The organism is Pseudomonas baetica, from assembly GCF_002813455.1.
GTDB lineage: Bacteria > Pseudomonadota > Gammaproteobacteria > Pseudomonadales > Pseudomonadaceae > Aquipseudomonas > Aquipseudomonas baetica.
Genome location: NZ_PHHE01000001.1, coordinates 5,361,982 through 5,379,373, shown reverse-complemented (window position 1 = coordinate 5,379,373; position 17,392 = coordinate 5,361,982). Strand labels below are relative to the sequence as shown.

The following is a 17,392-nucleotide window of genomic DNA, read 5'->3' as shown; positions in this document are numbered from 1 at the left end:
ATGACGCCTTCGCGAGCAGGCTCGCTCCCACAGTGATCGGGTTTAGAGATTGACGACATTGACGAACCGCGAAGCCGCTGTCTCGTCGATCTTCAGGCTGGTGAAGTCGAACAGATTGCGGTCGGCCAGTTGCGACGGCACCACGTTCTGCAGACTGCGGAAGATGCTTTCAGTTCGACCCGGGGTCTTGCGATCCCAGTCCTGAAGCATTTCCTTGACCACCTGACGCTGCAGGTTTTCCTGTGAACCGCAGAGGTTGCACGGGATGATAGGGAATTGCTTCAAGTCCGAGTAAGCCTGAATGTCTTTCTCGTTGCAGTACGCCAGCGGACGGATCACCACGTTGCGGCCGTCATCGGCGCGCAGCTTCGGCGGCATGGCTTTAAGCGAACCGTTGAAGAACATGTTGAGGAAGAACGTCTCGACGATGTCGTCGCGGTGATGACCGAGGGCCATTTTGGTCACACCGATTTCATCGGCAAAGGTGTACAGCGTGCCGCGACGCAGGCGCGAGCACAGCGAGCAGGTGGTCTTGCCTTCCGGGATCAGTTCCTTGACCACCGAGTAGGTGTCTTTCTCGACGATGTGGTACTCGACGCCCAGCTCTTTCAGGTAGGCCGGCAGCACGTGCTCAGGGAAGCCCGGCTGCTTCTGGTCCATGTTCACCGCGACGATCTCGAACTTGATCGGGGCAACCTTCTGCAGGTGCAGGAGCACGTCGAGCATGGTGTAGCTGTCCTTGCCCCCGGACAGGCAGACCATGACCTTGTCGCCGTCTTCGATCATATTGAAGTCGGCGACCGCTTCGCCGGCCAGGCGGCGCAGGCGCTTTTGCAGTTTGTTCTGGTTGACCGTAAGAGTGCCCATGACGCGAAATCCGTGAGGTGTGACGAAAGGCGGGCATTTTACGCAAAAACCCCTGGTTTGTGCTCACGGGTTGTCGCGACTGGCCAATTCGGTCTTTACAGACCTCAAGGCGATTAAGCCCCCTGTTTACAGCGCGATTTGCTCTAACCCCCTAGTCCCGGTGCGGTTAAGACCTTTCTATACTGCGACGTAAGGTCGCACACATCTGAAGACCTGAATTTGCTCGGCCTCATTGGCCCGTAGGCGCTCCGTTGGGGGGCGATGGCAATAACAAGAGGAGTGACTGGCATGATCCATCACGTAGTGGGACTTTTTACCCACCCCGATCAGGAATGGAAGGAAATCCGTGGCGACCAAGAGAAAAGCATCAGCCACATGTACTTGACGCACACACTGATTCTGGCGGCGATCCCCGCCGTATCGGCATTCATCGGCACCACGCAGGTCGGCTGGGTGATCGGCAATCGCGCACCGGTGATGCTCACGGTCGAAAGCGCCATCTGGATGACCGTGATGTCGTACCTGGCGATGCTCGGCGGCGTCGCGGTCATGGGTGCCTTTGTGCACTGGATGGCCCGCACTTATGACGCCAACCCGAGCCTGGCCCGTTGCGTGGCATTTGCCACCTACACCGCGACACCGTTGTTTGTCGGCGGGCTGGCGGCGCTGTATCCGCATATGTGGCTGGGGATGATCGTCGGCACGGCGGCCATCTGCTACACGGTGTATCTGCTGTATGTGGGATTGCCGACCTTTATGAACATTCCCTCGGACGAGGGCTTTCTGTTTTCAAGTTCAGTGCTAGCGGTGGGTCTGGTGGTGCTGGTGGCCATCATGGCGTTCACCGTGATCGTCTGGGGCCTCGGCGTAGGGCCGGTGTATACCAACTGACATGATTCCCCCCCGAGAAAAACAAGATCTGCCAATACAGGCCGCCGCAAGGCGGCCTTCTCGTTTGGCGGATGACCATTCGGCAGGTCAGCGATTCGCAAGTCCGGGAGGTTGCGGCATACTCGACACCTCTGGAGATCCATCAAGCATGCCCGAGCAACTCAATACCCGCGTCGAAGACTGTTACCAACTCGCTGAATCCTTTTTCAAACGTCATTTCCAACGCCCAGTGGTGAGCCTCAAGCTGCGCGGGCAAAAAGCCGGGGTCGCGCATCTGCACGAGAACCTGCTGCGCTTCAACCCGCAGCTGTACCGGGAAAACACCGAACACTTCCTCAAGCAGACCGTGGCTCACGAAGTCGCCCACTTGATCGCCCATCAGTTGTTCGGCGACCGCATCCAGCCCCACGGCGAGGAGTGGCAACTGATCATGCGCGGCGTTTACGAACTGCCGCCGGATCGCTGCCACACCTACGCAATCAAACGCCGCAGTGTGACCCGCTATATCTACAAATGCCCATGTGCGGAAAGTGATTTTCCGTTTTCGGCGCAGCGCCATAGCCTGGTCAGACAGGGGCGGCGGTATCTGTGTCGGCGCTGCCGGAACACTTTGGTGTTCAGTGGTGAGATGCGCGTCGAATAATTGAGGTTTGTGTCGTTCATATTGCCCTCTTCGCGAGCAGGCTCGCTCCCACCCTGGAACGCAGTCACCTGTGGGAGCGAGCCTGCTCGCGAAAGGGCAGGTACAGACACTAGAGAATGACCTTGGCTCGGCGCAGTTCAACTATTCGCTCAGCACTGAACCCCAACTCTCCCAACACCTGATCCGTATGCTGCCCCAACGCCGCCCCGACATGCCGAGGCGCCGGTAATCCTTCGGAAAACTTCAGCGGACACGCGATCTGCGCCTGCGTCGTCCCATCCCCTCGCGGCACTTGCGTCACCAGTTCCCGCGCTTGCAATTGCGGATGCTGCACCGCCTCACCCAGACTCAACACCGGTTCGACACACGCATCAATCCCGGCAAACAATGCACACAGCTCAGCAAAGTCATGCCGCTCGAACTCGACCTTTAACGCTTCCTTCAATGCCTGCTGTTGCTCAGGCTTGGGGGACAAGCCGTGCACCGCCAACTCCGGCCGGCCCAGCGCCGCACACAATTGCTGCATGAAGCCCGGCTCCAGACTGCCCACCGACATCCAGCGGCCATCGCGAGAACGGTAGTAATCATAAAAACTGCCGCCATTGAGCATCTGCTCTTCCCAACCCGGCTCTTCGCCGCAGGCCAGATACCCGGCGCCGGCCATCGCATTCAGGCTGAACGCACAGTCAGTCATGCTCACGTCCAGGTGCGTGCCCTGCCCGGTTTGCTGGCGCGCAATCACCGCCGCCAACAGCCCGATCACTCCGTGCAGCGAGCCACCGGCGATATCCGCCACTTGCATGCCCAAGGGCAACGGCCCGCTGTCGGCGCGACCGGTATAGCTGGAGAGTCCGGCCAGCGCCAGATAGTTGATGTCATGCCCAGCACGATCCTTGTACGGCCCGGTCTGGCCGTAACCGCTGATCGACACGTAAATCAGCTTTGGGTTGATCGCCTTCAACGCCTCATAACCCAGACCCAGGCGCTCCATCACACCGGGGCGAAACTGCTCGAGCACGATGTCGTAATCGGCGAGCAACTGCTTGACCACCCCGAGTGCCTCGGGCTGTTTGAGGTCGAGTGCCAGGCTTCGTTTATTGCGATTGAGATAAGCGTGGCTGGCCGACATCCCCTGATCGTGGGGCGGCAACACCCGCAGCAGATCCATGCGGGTCGGCGATTCGATGCGCAAAACTTCAGCCCCCATGTCCGCCAGCAGCAGCGAAGCAAACGGGCCCGGCAACAGGGTCGAGAAATCGAGAATCTTCAATGAGGCCAGCGGTGCGGACATGGGCGAACTCCTTGTGCGATGCACTCAGCCTAGGCAGCGATGCCGCGCACAGCAATCACCGTATGTGTCAGCAAACATGACCGTTGCGCTCAAATTGCAGGCAAGAAAAAACCCGCCGGAGCGGGTTTTTCATTCAAGCGATGCTTACTTCACATTGCTCGGGGTTGGGCCTTCAGCCACACCCAGGTCGTCTTCTTCACGCTCATCGGAGATACCGCGACCGCCAGAAGCCAGTTCGGCTTGCAGTACATCGGTGTCCAACTCTTTCACCCACTTGGCGACAACGATGGTGGCAACGGCGTTACCCACCAGGTTGGTCAGCGCGCGGGCTTCGGACATGAAGCGGTCGATACCCAGGATCAGCGCCAGACCGGCCACCGGCAGGTGACCGACGGCCGACAGCGTGGCCGCCAGCACGATGAAGCCCGAACCGGTCACACCGGCAGCGCCTTTGGAGGACAGCAGCAACACCAGCAGCAGAGTGATCTGGTGAGTGATGTCCATGTGGGTGTCGGTCGCCTGAGCGATAAACACAGCCGCCATGGTCAGGTAGATCGACGTACCGTCGAGGTTGAACGAGTAACCGGTCGGGATCACCAGACCCACGACGGATTTCTTCGCGCCCAGGCGTTCCATCTTGATCAGCATGCGTGGCAGTGCCGATTCGGACGAAGACGTACCCAGTACGATCAACAGTTCTTCACGGATGTAACGCACCAGTTTCAGCACGCTGAAACCGTGGGCACGGCAGATCGCGCCCAGCACCACCACCACGAACAGCACGCAGGTGATGTAGAAGCAGATCATCAACTGACCCAACTGCACCAGCGAGCCGACACCGTAGGCACCGATGGTGAAGGCCATCGCACCGAACGCTCCGAGTGGCGCCAGTTTCATGATCATGTTGATGATGTTGAACATCACGTGGGCAAAGCGATCGATCAGATCCAGCAGCGGACGACCGTACGAACCCAGGCGATGCAGGGCGTAACCGAAGATCACCGAGAACATCAGCACTTGCAGGATGTCACCGGTGGCGAATGCACCGACGATGGTGTTCGGGATCACATTAAGGAGGAAACCGACAATGCTCTGGTCTTTACTGGCCGTCACATAGGTGGCGATTTTCGAGGCGTCCAGGGTGGTGACATCGATGTGCATGCCGGCGCCCGGTTGCACGACGTTGACTACAACCAGACCGATCAGCAAGGCAATGGTGGAAACGATTTCGAAGTACAGCAGCGCGTAGCCGCCAGTCTTGCCCACGGATTTCATGTTCTGCATGCCGGCGATGCCGCTGACAACAGTACAGAAAATGATCGGGGCAATGACCATTTTGATCAATTTGATGAACCCGTCACCCAGCGGCTTGAGGGCCACACCGGTCTGTGGGTAGAAGTGACCGAGCAGGATGCCGATGGCGATTGCAACGATCACCTGGAAGTACAGGGATTTGTAGAGTGGCTGACGAGTCGTCATTGCAAATTTCCTCAAGAGTCCCACGGGGCAACTTCCATCTGTTGTCCGCAAAACCTTAAATTGCGAACCCTCCTGCACTGGAGGGATTTGTTGTTGGAGCAGCGTTTTCCATCAGGGCCAAACGCACGCTTCTGTGGCTTGTATCGCAAACGCCGTGCCACTTTGGTGCGATTGCCTGCAAGCCTTTTGATATCAGGGATTACAGGTTCATTTGTGTCACTGTCCGGTGACTTGTATGTGGCGGTTTTCCGCCAACTCACCGAATCTCGTCCTACAATTTGGCGGAAATCCGCCTTGTTGCCCGTTCCGACCCCGGCTACCATCCGGCGCCTGAGGAAGGATCAGCTACTTATGCGCGAACGCACCATCGCCAGCCATTTCGCCCGCGCCGCTCTGGGTGGCGCACGTCGCCTCGGGTTCGACTACTCGGGCCTGCTGCTGCAATTGGGGATCAGCCCGGAATTGCTTGACGAGCCTCGTGCGCGTATCGCCCCGGAGCAGTTCACCCGTTTGCTCCAGGGCCTGTGGCTGGCGCTGGATGATGAATATCTGGGTTTTGGCAAGGCACCGAGCAAACCCGGCAGCTTCGCCATGATGTGCCACGCCTCGATTCATTGCCGCAACCTGGAGAAGGCTCTGCAACGCGGCTTGTTTTTTTACAGCCTATTCCCCGAAGCCCCGCGCCTGAGCCTCACACGCGAAGACGAATGGGTGCGCCTGAGCCTCGACGATTCGCAGTTGTGGGACCCGGATCACTTTCTCACCGAAAGCCTGCTGGTGATCTGGCATCGCCTCGGCAGTTGGCTGATCGGCCAGCGAATCCGCCTGGAGCAGGCAACCTTCAGCTATGCGAAACCTGCGCATGGCGCTGAATACGATCTGCTGTTCCCCTGCCCTTTGGTGTTTTCAGCCGAACAAAGCAGCCTGCTGTTTCACAGCCGCTACCTGCAAATGCCGCTGTTGCAGGACGAACGCACTCTCAAGCACTTCCTTGAACGCTCCCCCGCTGACTTGCTCTCGCGCCCGGATGATGGCGACAGCCTGAGCAGCCGCCTGCGCCGCTTGCTCAGCCGCGACAGTGCGCGCTGGCCGGACCTGGAGGCTGTGGCCGCGCACCTGCACATCAGCCCGCAGACGCTGCGCCGGCACTTGCGTGAGGAAGGCACCAGTTTTCAGGAGTTGAAAGATCAGTTGCGGCGGGATATCGCCATCTACCATTTGGGGCGGGCGGATCTGTCGTTGCAACAGATTGCCGAGCAGTTGGGGTTTTCCGAGCCGTCGGCGTTTCACCGGGCGTTCAAGAAGTGGACAGGACTGACGCCGGGGGCTTATCGGGCTCAGGAGCAGTGAGGCTAGTTTGGGTTGGGGTTGGGGTTGGGGTTGGGGTTGGGGTGTATATCCGTTTTTTTGGTGATGGCTGATTAGGGTTCCGCCCTTACGGCCATCCCTTTCAAGGTCTTTTAGTTTTGGCAGCCTTGATTACTCTGTCCGTTGAAACATGCGCATGCACCGCCGTGCCTTGGACCCATGTCTTGGGCTTAGGCACTTTGGGGCCACGGGGGCTTTTCGCAACTTGTTTGGGTTGGATGTTGCTGGCCAGCTCTAGTAAGCGCTGGGCCAGTTTTTCCAGAGGAATGACGGGAAGATATTCCGAAGGCAGCGCAATCTGCATTCCCTCATAACCACTCCTGACCTGAACCGCCAAGTGATAGATCGAGGCTTCCCAGCCGTCAGGCTGGGTATCCCGGTGAGCTTGCTCGACGCTTCGTTTGAGGACGGCCAGGACGTTGTAGGCCAACACCGCAGTGGCGAACCCGAGTAAGGCAGCCTTTGGGCTGCCAAGAGTTTCGATTTCACTTTCCAGGATCGCTTCCAGTCGCTGGAACATGCCTTCAATGCTCCAGCGACGGCGATAGAGTTGCGCGATCTGCTGTGCGCTGACGCTTTGGGGTAGATTGCTCCAGAACATCAAGCTGCTGTCACCCGAGTCTGTTGGCGAATGAAGCGTCAGTTCGACACGCCGACATTGGTAACCGCCTCTGACCTGGATGATCTGCTCACGCACAGTGCCTGTTTCCACAGGCACGGGTTCTTGCCACTCACCCTCTTGAATCAGGCGTGGATGTTTGGCTTGCTGACGAATGACAAAGGATGTCTGGACCTGCTCACAAGCCTCCATGACCGGGAGCGTGCAATAGAGTCGATCAGCCAGCCACACTTGGCCTGGCTCGGCATTGGCCAGTAGAGGCAGCACGCAAACACGCTCGCTTGCGTAGGCATCCTCACACGCCTGAAGGTCGATGACCTGATCGAGATCGGGGTCGTAAACAACCACCGAAAAGCCAGGACGAGCGGCGCCTCGCTCATGGCGTAGAGCGCCCAGACGTTTCTCAGTGGAAGCCAAATGATTGCCGTCCACCACTCGAAGCTGCCAGCCCGGCAACGTTTTGGTGCAGCCCAGCTCCTTGATGGTCGGAGTCAGACGTTGCGCACAACCTGTGACCAGAGCGCGTAACAGCGCAGGTTCAGTACGACTGATCTTGTCGTAGAGGGCAGCCAAACTGACAGGAAGATCTTCCAGTTGCCGCGCGGCGGCGTGCAGGGATGGCTTCAAGCCCAATGAAACAAGGGACATCAGCTTGATGATGGTCGAGAACAGTAGCTCACGAGAATACTGCCGTTGCCGATGCTCTTCGAAGACCTGATCAATCCACTCAGGCGCAATGGCCTGCTCCAGCGCCAATTTGGCCATGACACTGGCAGGTGCTTTTTTCTCGAAACGCGCTAGAACATCGGCCCACATCGTTCGGGTCCTCCTGGCTGAAGTATCAGGGGATTTTACCTAAGACCTTGAAAGGGATGGCCCTTACGGCGGGTCACCTTTTCCAAACGCCGAAAAGGTAACCCAAAAGGCTTTACCCTGACGTACGGCACTTCGCCTAGGCTCAGTGTTCCCTCGCTACGGTGTCCATCCGGGGGCATCGCCTACGGTTTGCTTCGCTGCACCTCCTCTCGATGAATGCGGCTTCGCCGCACGGCGCTTCGCGCCTACCCCCCGGATGAACACCTTCGCTCGGCCTGCCGATGGGCCTGGAGATCAACAGCAACGTCAAAAGCCAGAGCCTGAGCCTGAGCCAGAGCAGGTCAAAAGATCGTCCGATCGCGGCCCGAGCCTTCGGCAGCTCCTACAGGTGGGTTGATTACATCTGTTAGATATTGGTCGGCTGGCAGGCCGCCTTCGCGAGCAGGCTCGCTCCCACAATGGGATCAAGTACACCCGCCAGAGCCTGGTCGGCTGTCAGGCCGCCATCGCTGGCAAGCCAGCTCCCACAAAACAGCGAAAGCCAGATCAAAAGATCGCAGCCTGCGGCAGCTCCTACAGAGGAGACAAGTACAACCCGCACGCGGCGAAGTCCGCCCCACTCAACACAATGAGCGCAAGCTCGAGTACCGCTTTTGATCTTAGAGCGCCCGTCGGCAGGCTGAGTGGAGGGATTGATCCGGGGGTGGGAGCGCAGCGACCGTTTGGCGCAGCCAAACACATCGAGAGGAGGTGCAGCGAAGCAAACCGGAGGCGATGCGCCCGGATCAATTCCGTAACGAAGGAACCCGAGCCTAAGCGAGGGCCGTACGTCAGGGCAAAGCCTTTTTGGTTACTTTTGAGGCGTTTGTCAAAAGGGGGGTGTCAGAAATTTTGTGTTCGGGCATAACATGAGTAAGAGGTGCATGTATGCCAACCAAAAAGAAACCCCTGCGTGACCTACCAAAAATCCCCAAGGAGCTGCTCGAAGAGTTCGGTGAGGGGCTGATTACCGCAGAGGCTATTGAAGACGCTTCTGCGGCCTTCAAGAAGGCCTTGATTGAGCGAGCATTGAGTGCCGAGCTCGGTCACCACCTGGGGTATCCGCCGGGCGCGCAGCGCCCAGAGGATGAAACCAACCAGCGCAATGGCAAAACGGGCAAGACGATTTTGACGGGGGATGGCCCGCTGCGGCTGGAGATTCCCCGTGATCGGGATGGCAGTTTTGCCCCCATTCTGATCCCCAAGCATGAGCGGCGTTACACCGGTTTTGATGACAAGATCATCGCCATGTATGCCCGAGGCATGACCGTTCGAGAAATCCGCGCTTTCCTCTCTGAGCAATACGGGACGGACGTTTCCCATGACTTCATCAGCTCAGTCACGCACGAGGTGATGGAGGAAATTGGTGCGTGGCAACAGCGACCGCTTGAGCCGATGTACCCAGTCATTTTCTTCGATGCGCTGCGGGTCAAGATCCGAGAAGAAGGCCTTGTCCGCAACAAGGCGATTTACTTGGCGCTGGGTGTTTTACCCGATGGAACGCGCGATATTCTTGGTATCTGGATCGAAAACACCGAGGGTGCGAAGTTCTGGATGAAGGTCTTCAACGACCTCAAGACCCGCGGCGTAGAGGACGTGCTGATCGCCGTGACTGACGGTCTCAAAGGCATGCCAGAGGCGCTAAGCGCAGTATTTCCGGCAACAACGCTGCAAACATGCATCGTCCACTTGATCCGCAACAGCCTCGATTACGCGGCGTGGGACAAGCGCCGTGAGCTGGCCAAGGCGCTAAAACCGATCTATCAAGCCATCAACGCAGAAGCGGCTGAGGAAGCACTGGATGCCTTTGAAAATGGCCCTTGGGGTAAGCAATACCCAACGGTGGTGGCGGCCTGGAGACGAGCCTGGGATCGAGTGATTCCATTTTTTGTCTTCCCGCCTGCCATTCGAAAAGTGATCTATACGACCAACGCTATCGAAAGCATCAACGCTCAGCTACGCAAGATCATCAAGACCCGGGGCCACTTCCCGACGGATGACGCAGCGACCAAGCTGATCTGGCTTGGGCTGCGTAACATCACGGCAAACTGGGGCTCGGCGGCTCATGACTGGAAGAGTGCGATGAACCAATTTGCGATTCTGTACGGAGATCGATTTATCAGGCCGACCTGGTAAAACCCGGCCTGCCTGACGGCAGGCCATTACCGGCCCGCACACAAAAAATCTGACACTCTCGTCAAAAGTGACCCGCCGTCAGGGCGGAACCCTAATCATCAACACCCGCAGCAACGGATACACACCCAAAACCAAATCACACAGCAGGAAAATGAATCCTGAAAGCAGCCCCCCCCATCGGCGAATCCCCCAACATCAACTTCGCGTTATAACTCTCAATAATGTCCTTCACCACAGCCAACCCGATCCCCTGCCCCGGATGCTGGCGATCCAAACGCTCCCCACGCTCAAGAATCCGCGCCCGCTGATCCGGCGGCACCCCCGGTCCATCATCCTCAACACACAACTCAACCCCGGCCAGACTCTCACGCACGCTGATCCGCACCTCGCCAAGGCACAGCCGATAAGCGTTCTCCAGCAAGTTCCCCATCATCTCCAGCAACGCGCCCTGCTCGATCGGCACATAACAGTGCTCGGGCAAATCAAACGCCACCTGCACACGCTTGTCGCGATAGACCTTGTCCAGCGTATCGCAGAGACTTTTCAGCACCGGTTGCAACCGCACCTGATGCCGCACCAGCCCGCTTTTACGCAAACTCGCCCGCTGCAACTGATAGCTGATCTGCTGACTCATACGCTCGATCTGACTTTGCAGCACCCACGCCTGATCAACATCCTTGGGCCGCTGCGCCATGTCCTCACTGACACCCTGCAACACCGCCAACGGCGTTTTCAGACTGTGGGCCAAATCATCCAGAGAATCGCGATAACGACTGCGCTGCTGACGCTCACTGAGCAGCAAACGGTTCAACGACCCCGTCAGACGCAACAGTTCACGCGGATGTTGCTCAGTAAGACTTTCACGCGTGCCACCCTCGATTTCATCCAGCTCCTGACTGAGTTGGCGCAAGGCTTTCAACCCCCACGTCAGGCCAATCCACAACAGCGCCAGCAGCACCAACAAAGCGGCGCCGAAGCCCAGATAGAGATTCTCGCGCAGACCTTCCAGCGTGCTTTCGTACTCGCGCACCGGTTGCAGGGCGACGATGCTGAACGCCGCGCTTTTGCCTCCAAGCAGTTTCACCTCAACGTCGTAAACGAAGAATTCCTGTCCGTTGGCCTCGCGAATTCGCGCGAACTCGTTACCGAGGCCGTCGTAACGCGGTTTGTAGTTGATCTGCTCTTCCTGAGTGGCTTTCGAACGCCACACCAGATGCCCTTCGCGGTCGTAGATGTAACCCAGCAGACGGAAGTCGGTGAGGTTGAAACGCTCATCCGGCAACTGCGAGGGCATGACCAGTTTGCCGTTTTCAATGCGCGCGGCAGAGATCAGCGTGGTGACGTCCGAGGCCAGGCGCTGCTCAATCGAATCCTGTAGCGCCAGGCTGAACGCGCCTTGCATCGCCGGAAGCAAGGCGAGCATGAACAACACCGCCAACGTGGTGGCGGCGAGCATCAACCGGACGCGAAGAGAACGAATCAAGTGCAGCGCTCATTGAACAGGTAGCCGAGGCCGCGCACGGTGTCGATCGGTTTGAACCCGGCCGGGCCTTCGAGTTTGCGGCGCAAGCGGCCGACCAGCACTTCGATCACGTTCGGATCGCGCTCGTCGTCGTCCGGATAGAGTTGCTCCATCAAACGATCCTTGGGCACCACTTGCTGGTGATGGCGCATCAGGTATTCGAGGATGCGGTACTCGTACGCAGTCAGCGCCAGCGGTTGCTCGTCGAGGCTCGCTTGCTTGCGATTGAGATCAAGCAACAGCGGGCCGGCGACGATGGTCGACTGGGTGAAGCCGCTGGAGCGGCGCAGCAAGGCATTCAGGCGCGCGTCGAGCTCTTCGAACTGGAACGGCTTGACCACGTAGTCGTCGGCACCCGCAGCCAGGCCTTCGACCTTGTCCTGCCAGTTGCCGCGCGCGGTGAGGATCAGGATCGGGAAGGTCTTGCCGCCCGAGCGCAACTGGCGGATCAGGTCGAGACCACCCATGCCCGGCAGACCGAGGTCGATCACTGCCAGGTCAAAGTTGAACTGTCCGGTCTGGTATAACGCCTCTTCGGCATTGGCCACGGATTCGACCACGTGACCACTTTCCCTCAGACGGGTTTGCAGGTGATGGCGCAACAGCGCTTCATCTTCGACGACCAATAGTTTCATGACGCTCTCCCGGGCGAATCAAAATCTCCAAAAACACACCTGTGGGTGCGAGCCTGCTCGCGAAATCGGTGGATCAGTCAATAAAGATGTCGACTGACACATCGCCTTCGCGAGCAGGCTCGCTCCCACATTTAGCCTGGCGGCAACACTTTAGAAAAAGTAGTTGGCCGACAGGTAAGTCTGCGCGCTACTTGTCAGGTCCAGCGAGCCTTGCTTGCTGCCACCGCGTTCGCTCATCTCGGTGCTGGCATTGCTGCGCAGGTAACGGTAACCGAGTTCCACCGAAGTGTTTTGCGAAACTTGCTGCATCACACCGAACTGGCCGCCGACGGCGTAACCGATGTCACTGTCGCGGCTATAGCCTGGCGACTCCTGGGTCAACTTGGTCAAACCCGCCGTTGCACCGCCGAACAATTTGGTGGTGCTGCCCACCGGGTAGAACAGATCGTAGCTGCCCAGCAGGTTTTCCTGGCGCAGTTTAATGCCATTGTGCGAACCGGACACGTTGTCGTAGGTGGCGTAGTAGCGACCTTGCGAGTTTTGCTGACCAAGGCGTACGCCGTAAGTGTTGTTGCCGTCGATCGCGCCGGTGGCGTTAGGGTGATCGAGGTTGTTGTTCAGCGCATGGGACTTGTCGATTTTGTCGCTGGTCTGGCCGAAGGTCAGGCCGGCGAAGTTCGAAGTGGTGTCGGCCTGGGCGGCGATACTGGCGCTCATAACGGTCATTGCCAGCAGCAGTTTGTTTAAACGAGTCATGGTATTTCCTCTTGCACAGTGCTGTTTGGGTATGGCGCAAGGTTACTGACCCGCCCCTGTACCGCCCCTGAACGCTCTCTGAACCTGACCTGAACCAAATCGACTAGGCTGTGCTGACCACTTTTCGATATGGAGACCGACCATGCGCCTGTTCCTCGCCCTCACCTTGCTGGCTGTCAGCAGCCTCACCCAAGCGGCGATCAAGACCGAAGAAATCCCCTACCAGAGCGCCGACGGCACGAAGTTGATTGGCTACTACGCCTACGATGACGCGATCAAAGGCAAACGCCCGGGCGTTGTCGTGGTGCATGAGTGGTGGGGCCTGAACGATTACGCCAAGCGCCGCGCGCGGGATCTGGCCGAACTCGGCTACAGCGCACTGGCGATTGATATGTACGGCGAAGGCAAGAACACCGAGCACCCGAAAGATGCAATGGCGTTCATGCAGGCGGCGACCCAGGACGCCGCCGCATCCAGCAAGCGTTTCGAGGCCGGGCTGAATCTGCTGAAGAAACAGCCGCAGACCGACGTGAATAAACTCGCGGCCATCGGTTACTGCTTCGGCGGTGCCGTAGTGCTGAATGCCGCGCGACAGGGTGAGCCATTGGCAGGGGTCGTGAGTTTCCACGGCGCACTGGCGACCAAGACACCGGCGACACCTGGCAGTGTGAAGGCAAAGATTCTGGTGGAGCATGGCGCGCTGGACAGCATGGTCACACCGGACAACGTCACCGCGTTCAAGTCGGAAATGGACAAGGCCGGTGCAGACTATAAGTTCGTCAGCCTGGATGGCGCCAAGCATGGCTTCACCAATCCGGATGCCGATCGTCTGAGCCATGGCGAGCACGGTGGCCCGGATATCGGCTACAACAAGGCTGCAGATGAAAAATCCTGGGCGGATATGAAAGCGTTCTTCCAGAAGATATTTGGTTGAGTCTGTAGAAACCGCGGCGCGGCCTTCGCGAGCAGGCTCGCTCCCACATAGGATCTTCTGTGCGACATTGATCCAGTGTGGGAGCGAGCCTGCTCGCGAAAGCCGCACCGCTGATCTCGACCTTGTCTCGACTAACCGGCAAAATGTCCGCCATGAATCTCACCCCCGCCTTCCCCGCCTGCTGCACCCCGCTCGATGCCCACTGGCCGTTGCCCATGGTGTTGCCCGACACCGTGCTGCTCAGCACTCATTTCGACCCGTCGCAACTGCTCGGCGATGACTTCCAGCGCAGCGCCATTGAGCCGCCACCAAGCATTCAGCGCTCGGTGGCCAAACGGCAGGCGGAATTTCTCGCCGGGCGAATTTGCGCTCGTGCAGCGTTGCACCAATTGGAAGGCAGCGGTTTGGTTCCTGAGATTGGTGAGGACCGCGCTCCGGTGTGGCCGACGCACATCTGCGGTTCGATCACCCACAGCACCGGCCGCGCGGCGGCGATTGTCGCCAACAAGCAGCATTGGCGAGGCTTGGGCATGGACCTGGAAAACCTGCTCAACACAGAACGCGCTGAACGCCTGGCCGGGGAAATCCTGACGCCAACAGAAATGCAGCGCATGGCGGCGGGATCGCGAGACCAAATGGCGTTGTGGGTGACGCTGACGTTTTCGGTGAAAGAGAGTTTGTTCAAGGCGCTCTACCCGATCGTGCAGAAGCGCTTTTACTTCGAGCATGCCGAAGTGCTGGAGTGGGCTGACGACGGTAATGTGCGCTTGCGCCTGTTGACGGATCTGTCGAGTGAGTGGTGCAGCGGCACTGAACTGGATGCGCAGTTCGGGGTGCAGGATGGGCAGTTGTTGAGTCTGGTCAGCATCAAGGCCTGAAGATCTTCGGCGCCTGTGCAGCCCTCTTCGCGAGCAGGCTCGCTCCCACATTTGGCATGCATTTCACCTGTGGGAGCGAGCCTGCTCGCGAAAGCTAGCGTCCAGCCACTACGGGGTTCAGCGGCGCTCCTGATTCCTCGGCCAACTCAAACTGAAACAGGCCCCACCCAGACTCTTGCTCTTGCCAATGATCGCCCGGCCGTCATGCCAATGGATGATCCGCCGCACAATCGACAGCCCCAGCCCATGCCCGCCCGAGGCCCGGGTGCGGCTATCATCCAGGCGCAGGAACGGGGTAAAAATCCGCTCCCACGCTACTTCCGGCACACCGGGCCCGTCGTCCTCGACGTCCACCCGGCAGCGCAACTGCCCGACCTGATAACTCACCGTGACCTTCGAATGCGCATGGCGCGTGGCGTTGCTCACCAGATTCTGCAACGCCCGGTGCAGATAGCGCGGCTCGGCCTCGACCCAGGCGTCGTCATTATCGGCAGCCGACAAGCACAAGCCGCGCTGCACCGTGACCTCGGCGCGCAACGGCGCCAACTCCTCGATCACTTGATTGACCAACGCATCAAGGTCGATGCGCTGGAACGTCAGCGCCGGCGAACCTTGCTCCAGTCGTGCATAGGTGAGCATTTCATCGACCAGCTTATCGAGATCCTCGATGTCGTGATCCATGCCTTCACGGTACCTCTCCAGCGCTTGCGGCGTAGTCGCCGAGCCGATCATCTCCAGACCGAAACGCAGGCGCGCCACCGGCGTGCGCAGCTCATGGGACACCGCGCGCACCAGTTCCCGCTGGATCGCCAGCAATTGCTGCAAGTGCTCGGCCATGCCGTTGAATGCCGAAGCCAGCCGCCCGACCGAGTCGGCACCACGCGCCGGCACGCGGGTTTCCAGGCTGCCCTTGGCGATGCGCGTGGCCGCCGCTTCGAGACCGCGCAAGCGGCGCTCCAGTTGGCGCACCAGCAAATAAACGATGAGACCGATCAGGCTCAGGCCCAGCGCGGCGATCAACACCAGCCACTCCGGCGGATACGGGTTCATCTGATACAGCGGGCCGATTTCCAGCACCCACGGCGTGCCGACCATGCCGGCAAACACCCGGATCGAATCACCGCCCTTGCCCAGCGCCATCACCGTGTCGCCCTCGGCCACGCGACGGCTCTGGTCTTCGTCCATGTCGGCGTCGTTCACTGTGACCAGACGCAGATCGAAACCGAAGCCCTTCTCTTCCTTTATCTGCGCCAACCGCTTGGGCTGATCGGCCACAGGCACGCGCACCAGTTCATCGGCCAGCAGATAAATAGTCGCCCGCGCCAGTTGCTCGCTGATCTGCTGTACCTCTCCGACCAGCACTAGCTGTTCTTTGTCACTGACCAGTCGATAGACCTTTGCAGCGTGCGGGCCGGTCTGTTCCACCAACGCCGAACCGCGCAGCACACGGGTGCGCTGGGTCAGGTCGAGGCCGGTCTCGGCAAACGTCTTCAGCGCCAGCGGTATCCCGAGCAAACGCTCCCACACGAGCAGCGCCCGGTGGCGCTCGGTTTGATTCATCGGTTGCAGGTTGTCGGCCATCAGCGAGAACGTGCCATGGGCCAGGCGCTCGCGGTATTGCTCGCTGCGCACCTGATTGAGCAGGTTCAGCGCCAGGACGCCGAGCACCGCCACCAGAATCAACGCTGCACACATGCCGCCATAGATGCGCAGGAAGATCGAGTTCACAGCGCCAGGTCTGCGCAGGCTTCAGGGACAAATAAATAGCCTTTGCTGCGGATGGTTTTGATCAGTCGCGGGTGATCGGGGTCGTCGCCGATTTTCGGGCGGATGCGTGAGATGCGCACATCGATCGAACGGTCCTGGCCGTCGTAGCCGATGCCGCGCAGCGCCGTGAAGATCTCTTCACGGGACAGGATCCGCCCGGCGTTGGACACCAGCAGCCAGAGCAAGTCAAATTCGGCACTGGTCAGCTCGATGCCGTTGTCGCTCAGCCACGCCTCGCGCAAGGCGTTGTCGACCACCAGCGGGCCGAATTGCAGGCGACGGCTTTTCTCCGCGCTCGGCTCCGGTGTATCACTGCGTCGCAGTAACGCCTGGATTCGCGCCAGCAACAGGCGCGGGCGCACCGGTTTACACACGTAATCATCGGCGCCGAGGTCGAGGCCATGGATCTGGTCTGCGTCATCGGTACGCGCGGTGAGCATCAGGATTGGCCCGTCATAACGGTCACGCACCTTGCGGCAGATGCTCAAGCCGTCTTCGCCGGGGAGCATCAGATCCAGAATGACCAGATCCGGTTGCTCGCTGATGATCCGCGCCGCCGCCAGCGCACCGTTGCCTTCGATTTCGACGCGCAGTCCATTGGCTTGCAGGTAGTCGCGAGTGAGTTCGGCCAGACGCTGATCGTCCTCGACTATCAATACCTGAAAGGCTTGTTGCTCCACCGGTGACCTCTGCTTTCTATTGTTATTAATAAGAAGGAACGTCTGACTCAACACAATTCCCTGTGGGAGCG

15 protein-coding genes are annotated in these 17,392 nt (G+C 59.1%); 6 read left to right on the top strand and 9 right to left on the bottom strand.

Annotation, left to right across the window (positions count from 1 at the left end; translation table 11 throughout):
* Positions 1-42: 42 nt before the first annotated feature.
* The gene (gene ttcA, locus ATI02_RS24850) at positions 43-867 is read right to left on the bottom strand and encodes a tRNA 2-thiocytidine(32) synthetase TtcA (protein ID WP_100847655.1); all 825 of its coding nucleotides are present in this window, start codon (positions 865-867) and stop codon (positions 43-45) included.
* Positions 868-1,155: 288 nt separating this feature from the next.
* On the opposite strand from ttcA, the gene ATI02_RS24845 reads away from it, so the two are divergent.
* Both ATI02_RS24845 and ATI02_RS24840 read left to right on the top strand, forming a co-directional pair.
* On the top strand, positions 1,156-1,758 hold the full coding sequence (locus ATI02_RS24845) for a Yip1 family protein (RefSeq protein ID WP_100847654.1): 603 nt from the start codon (positions 1,156-1,158) through the stop codon (positions 1,756-1,758).
* A gap of 148 nt (positions 1,759-1,906) precedes the next feature.
* Entirely contained in the window at positions 1,907-2,401 is a 495-nt protein-coding gene (locus ATI02_RS24840; RefSeq protein WP_095188655.1) for a SprT family zinc-dependent metalloprotease, read from the top strand.
* A gap of 109 nt (positions 2,402-2,510) precedes the next feature.
* Here ATI02_RS24840 and ATI02_RS24835 read toward each other — a convergent pair whose 3' ends face one another.
* Both ATI02_RS24835 and ATI02_RS24830 read right to left on the bottom strand, forming a co-directional pair.
* Positions 2,511-3,692, bottom strand: coding sequence for a CaiB/BaiF CoA transferase family protein (locus tag ATI02_RS24835; protein ID WP_100847653.1), 1,182 nt, complete (start codon positions 3,690-3,692; stop codon positions 2,511-2,513).
* A 144-nt stretch (positions 3,693-3,836) separates the two neighbouring features.
* On the bottom strand, positions 3,837-5,171 hold the full coding sequence (locus ATI02_RS24830) for a dicarboxylate/amino acid:cation symporter (RefSeq protein WP_095188657.1): 1,335 nt from the start codon (positions 5,169-5,171) through the stop codon (positions 3,837-3,839).
* A gap of 351 nt (positions 5,172-5,522) precedes the next feature.
* Here ATI02_RS24830 and ATI02_RS24825 point away from each other — a divergent pair, with 351 nt between their 5' ends.
* The gene (locus ATI02_RS24825) at positions 5,523-6,521 is read left to right on the top strand and encodes an AraC family transcriptional regulator (protein WP_100847652.1); all 999 of its coding nucleotides are present in this window, start codon (positions 5,523-5,525) and stop codon (positions 6,519-6,521) included.
* Between the two features lie 100 nt (positions 6,522-6,621).
* Here the strand turns inward: ATI02_RS24825 and ATI02_RS24820 are convergent, their stop codons facing one another.
* Positions 6,622-7,923 (bottom strand): IS4 family transposase, encoded by a 1,302-nt coding sequence (locus tag ATI02_RS24820; protein WP_100848404.1) that lies wholly within the window; start codon positions 7,921-7,923, stop codon positions 6,622-6,624.
* 978 nt (positions 7,924-8,901) lie between these two features.
* Here ATI02_RS24820 and ATI02_RS24815 point away from each other — a divergent pair.
* On the top strand, positions 8,902-10,149 hold the full coding sequence (locus ATI02_RS24815; RefSeq protein WP_095191982.1) for an IS256 family transposase: 1,248 nt from the start codon (positions 8,902-8,904) through the stop codon (positions 10,147-10,149).
* Between the two features lie 136 nt (positions 10,150-10,285).
* On the opposite strand, the gene ATI02_RS24810 is transcribed toward ATI02_RS24815, so the two are convergent.
* From ATI02_RS24810 to ATI02_RS24800, 3 genes are all read right to left on the bottom strand, one after another.
* Positions 10,286-11,632, bottom strand: coding sequence for an ATP-binding protein (locus ATI02_RS24810; RefSeq protein WP_100847651.1), 1,347 nt, complete (start codon positions 11,630-11,632; stop codon positions 10,286-10,288).
* Positions 11,629-12,306 (bottom strand): response regulator, encoded by a 678-nt coding sequence (locus ATI02_RS24805; RefSeq protein ID WP_100847650.1) that lies wholly within the window; start codon positions 12,304-12,306, stop codon positions 11,629-11,631. The genes ATI02_RS24810 and ATI02_RS24805 overlap by 4 nt, the downstream gene beginning before the upstream one ends.
* Positions 12,307-12,456: 150 nt before the next feature.
* Positions 12,457-13,062 (bottom strand): hypothetical protein, encoded by a 606-nt coding sequence (locus ATI02_RS24800; protein ID WP_100847649.1) that lies wholly within the window; start codon positions 13,060-13,062, stop codon positions 12,457-12,459.
* A gap of 142 nt (positions 13,063-13,204) precedes the next feature.
* Between ATI02_RS24800 and ATI02_RS24795 the strand changes: the two genes are divergently transcribed.
* Together ATI02_RS24795 and ATI02_RS24790 are read left to right on the top strand one after the other, a co-directional pair.
* Entirely contained in the window at positions 13,205-13,996 is a 792-nt protein-coding gene (locus ATI02_RS24795; RefSeq protein ID WP_100847648.1) for a dienelactone hydrolase family protein, read from the top strand.
* 152 nt (positions 13,997-14,148) lie between these two features.
* The gene (locus tag ATI02_RS24790; protein ID WP_100848496.1) at positions 14,149-14,874 is read left to right on the top strand and encodes a 4'-phosphopantetheinyl transferase family protein; all 726 of its coding nucleotides are present in this window, start codon (positions 14,149-14,151) and stop codon (positions 14,872-14,874) included.
* Between the two features lie 117 nt (positions 14,875-14,991).
* Here the strand turns inward: ATI02_RS24790 and ATI02_RS24785 are convergent, their stop codons facing one another.
* Positions 14,992-16,602 (bottom strand): ATP-binding protein, encoded by a 1,611-nt coding sequence (locus ATI02_RS24785; RefSeq protein ID WP_100847647.1) that lies wholly within the window; start codon positions 16,600-16,602, stop codon positions 14,992-14,994.
* Positions 16,599-17,321 carry a response regulator gene (locus tag ATI02_RS24780; protein WP_100847646.1) on the bottom strand — a complete coding sequence of 241 codons (723 nt, stop codon included), beginning with the start codon at positions 17,319-17,321 and terminating at the stop codon, positions 16,599-16,601. Before ATI02_RS24780 ends, ATI02_RS24785 begins: the two co-directional genes overlap by 4 nt.
* Positions 17,322-17,392: the final 71 nt, after the last annotated feature.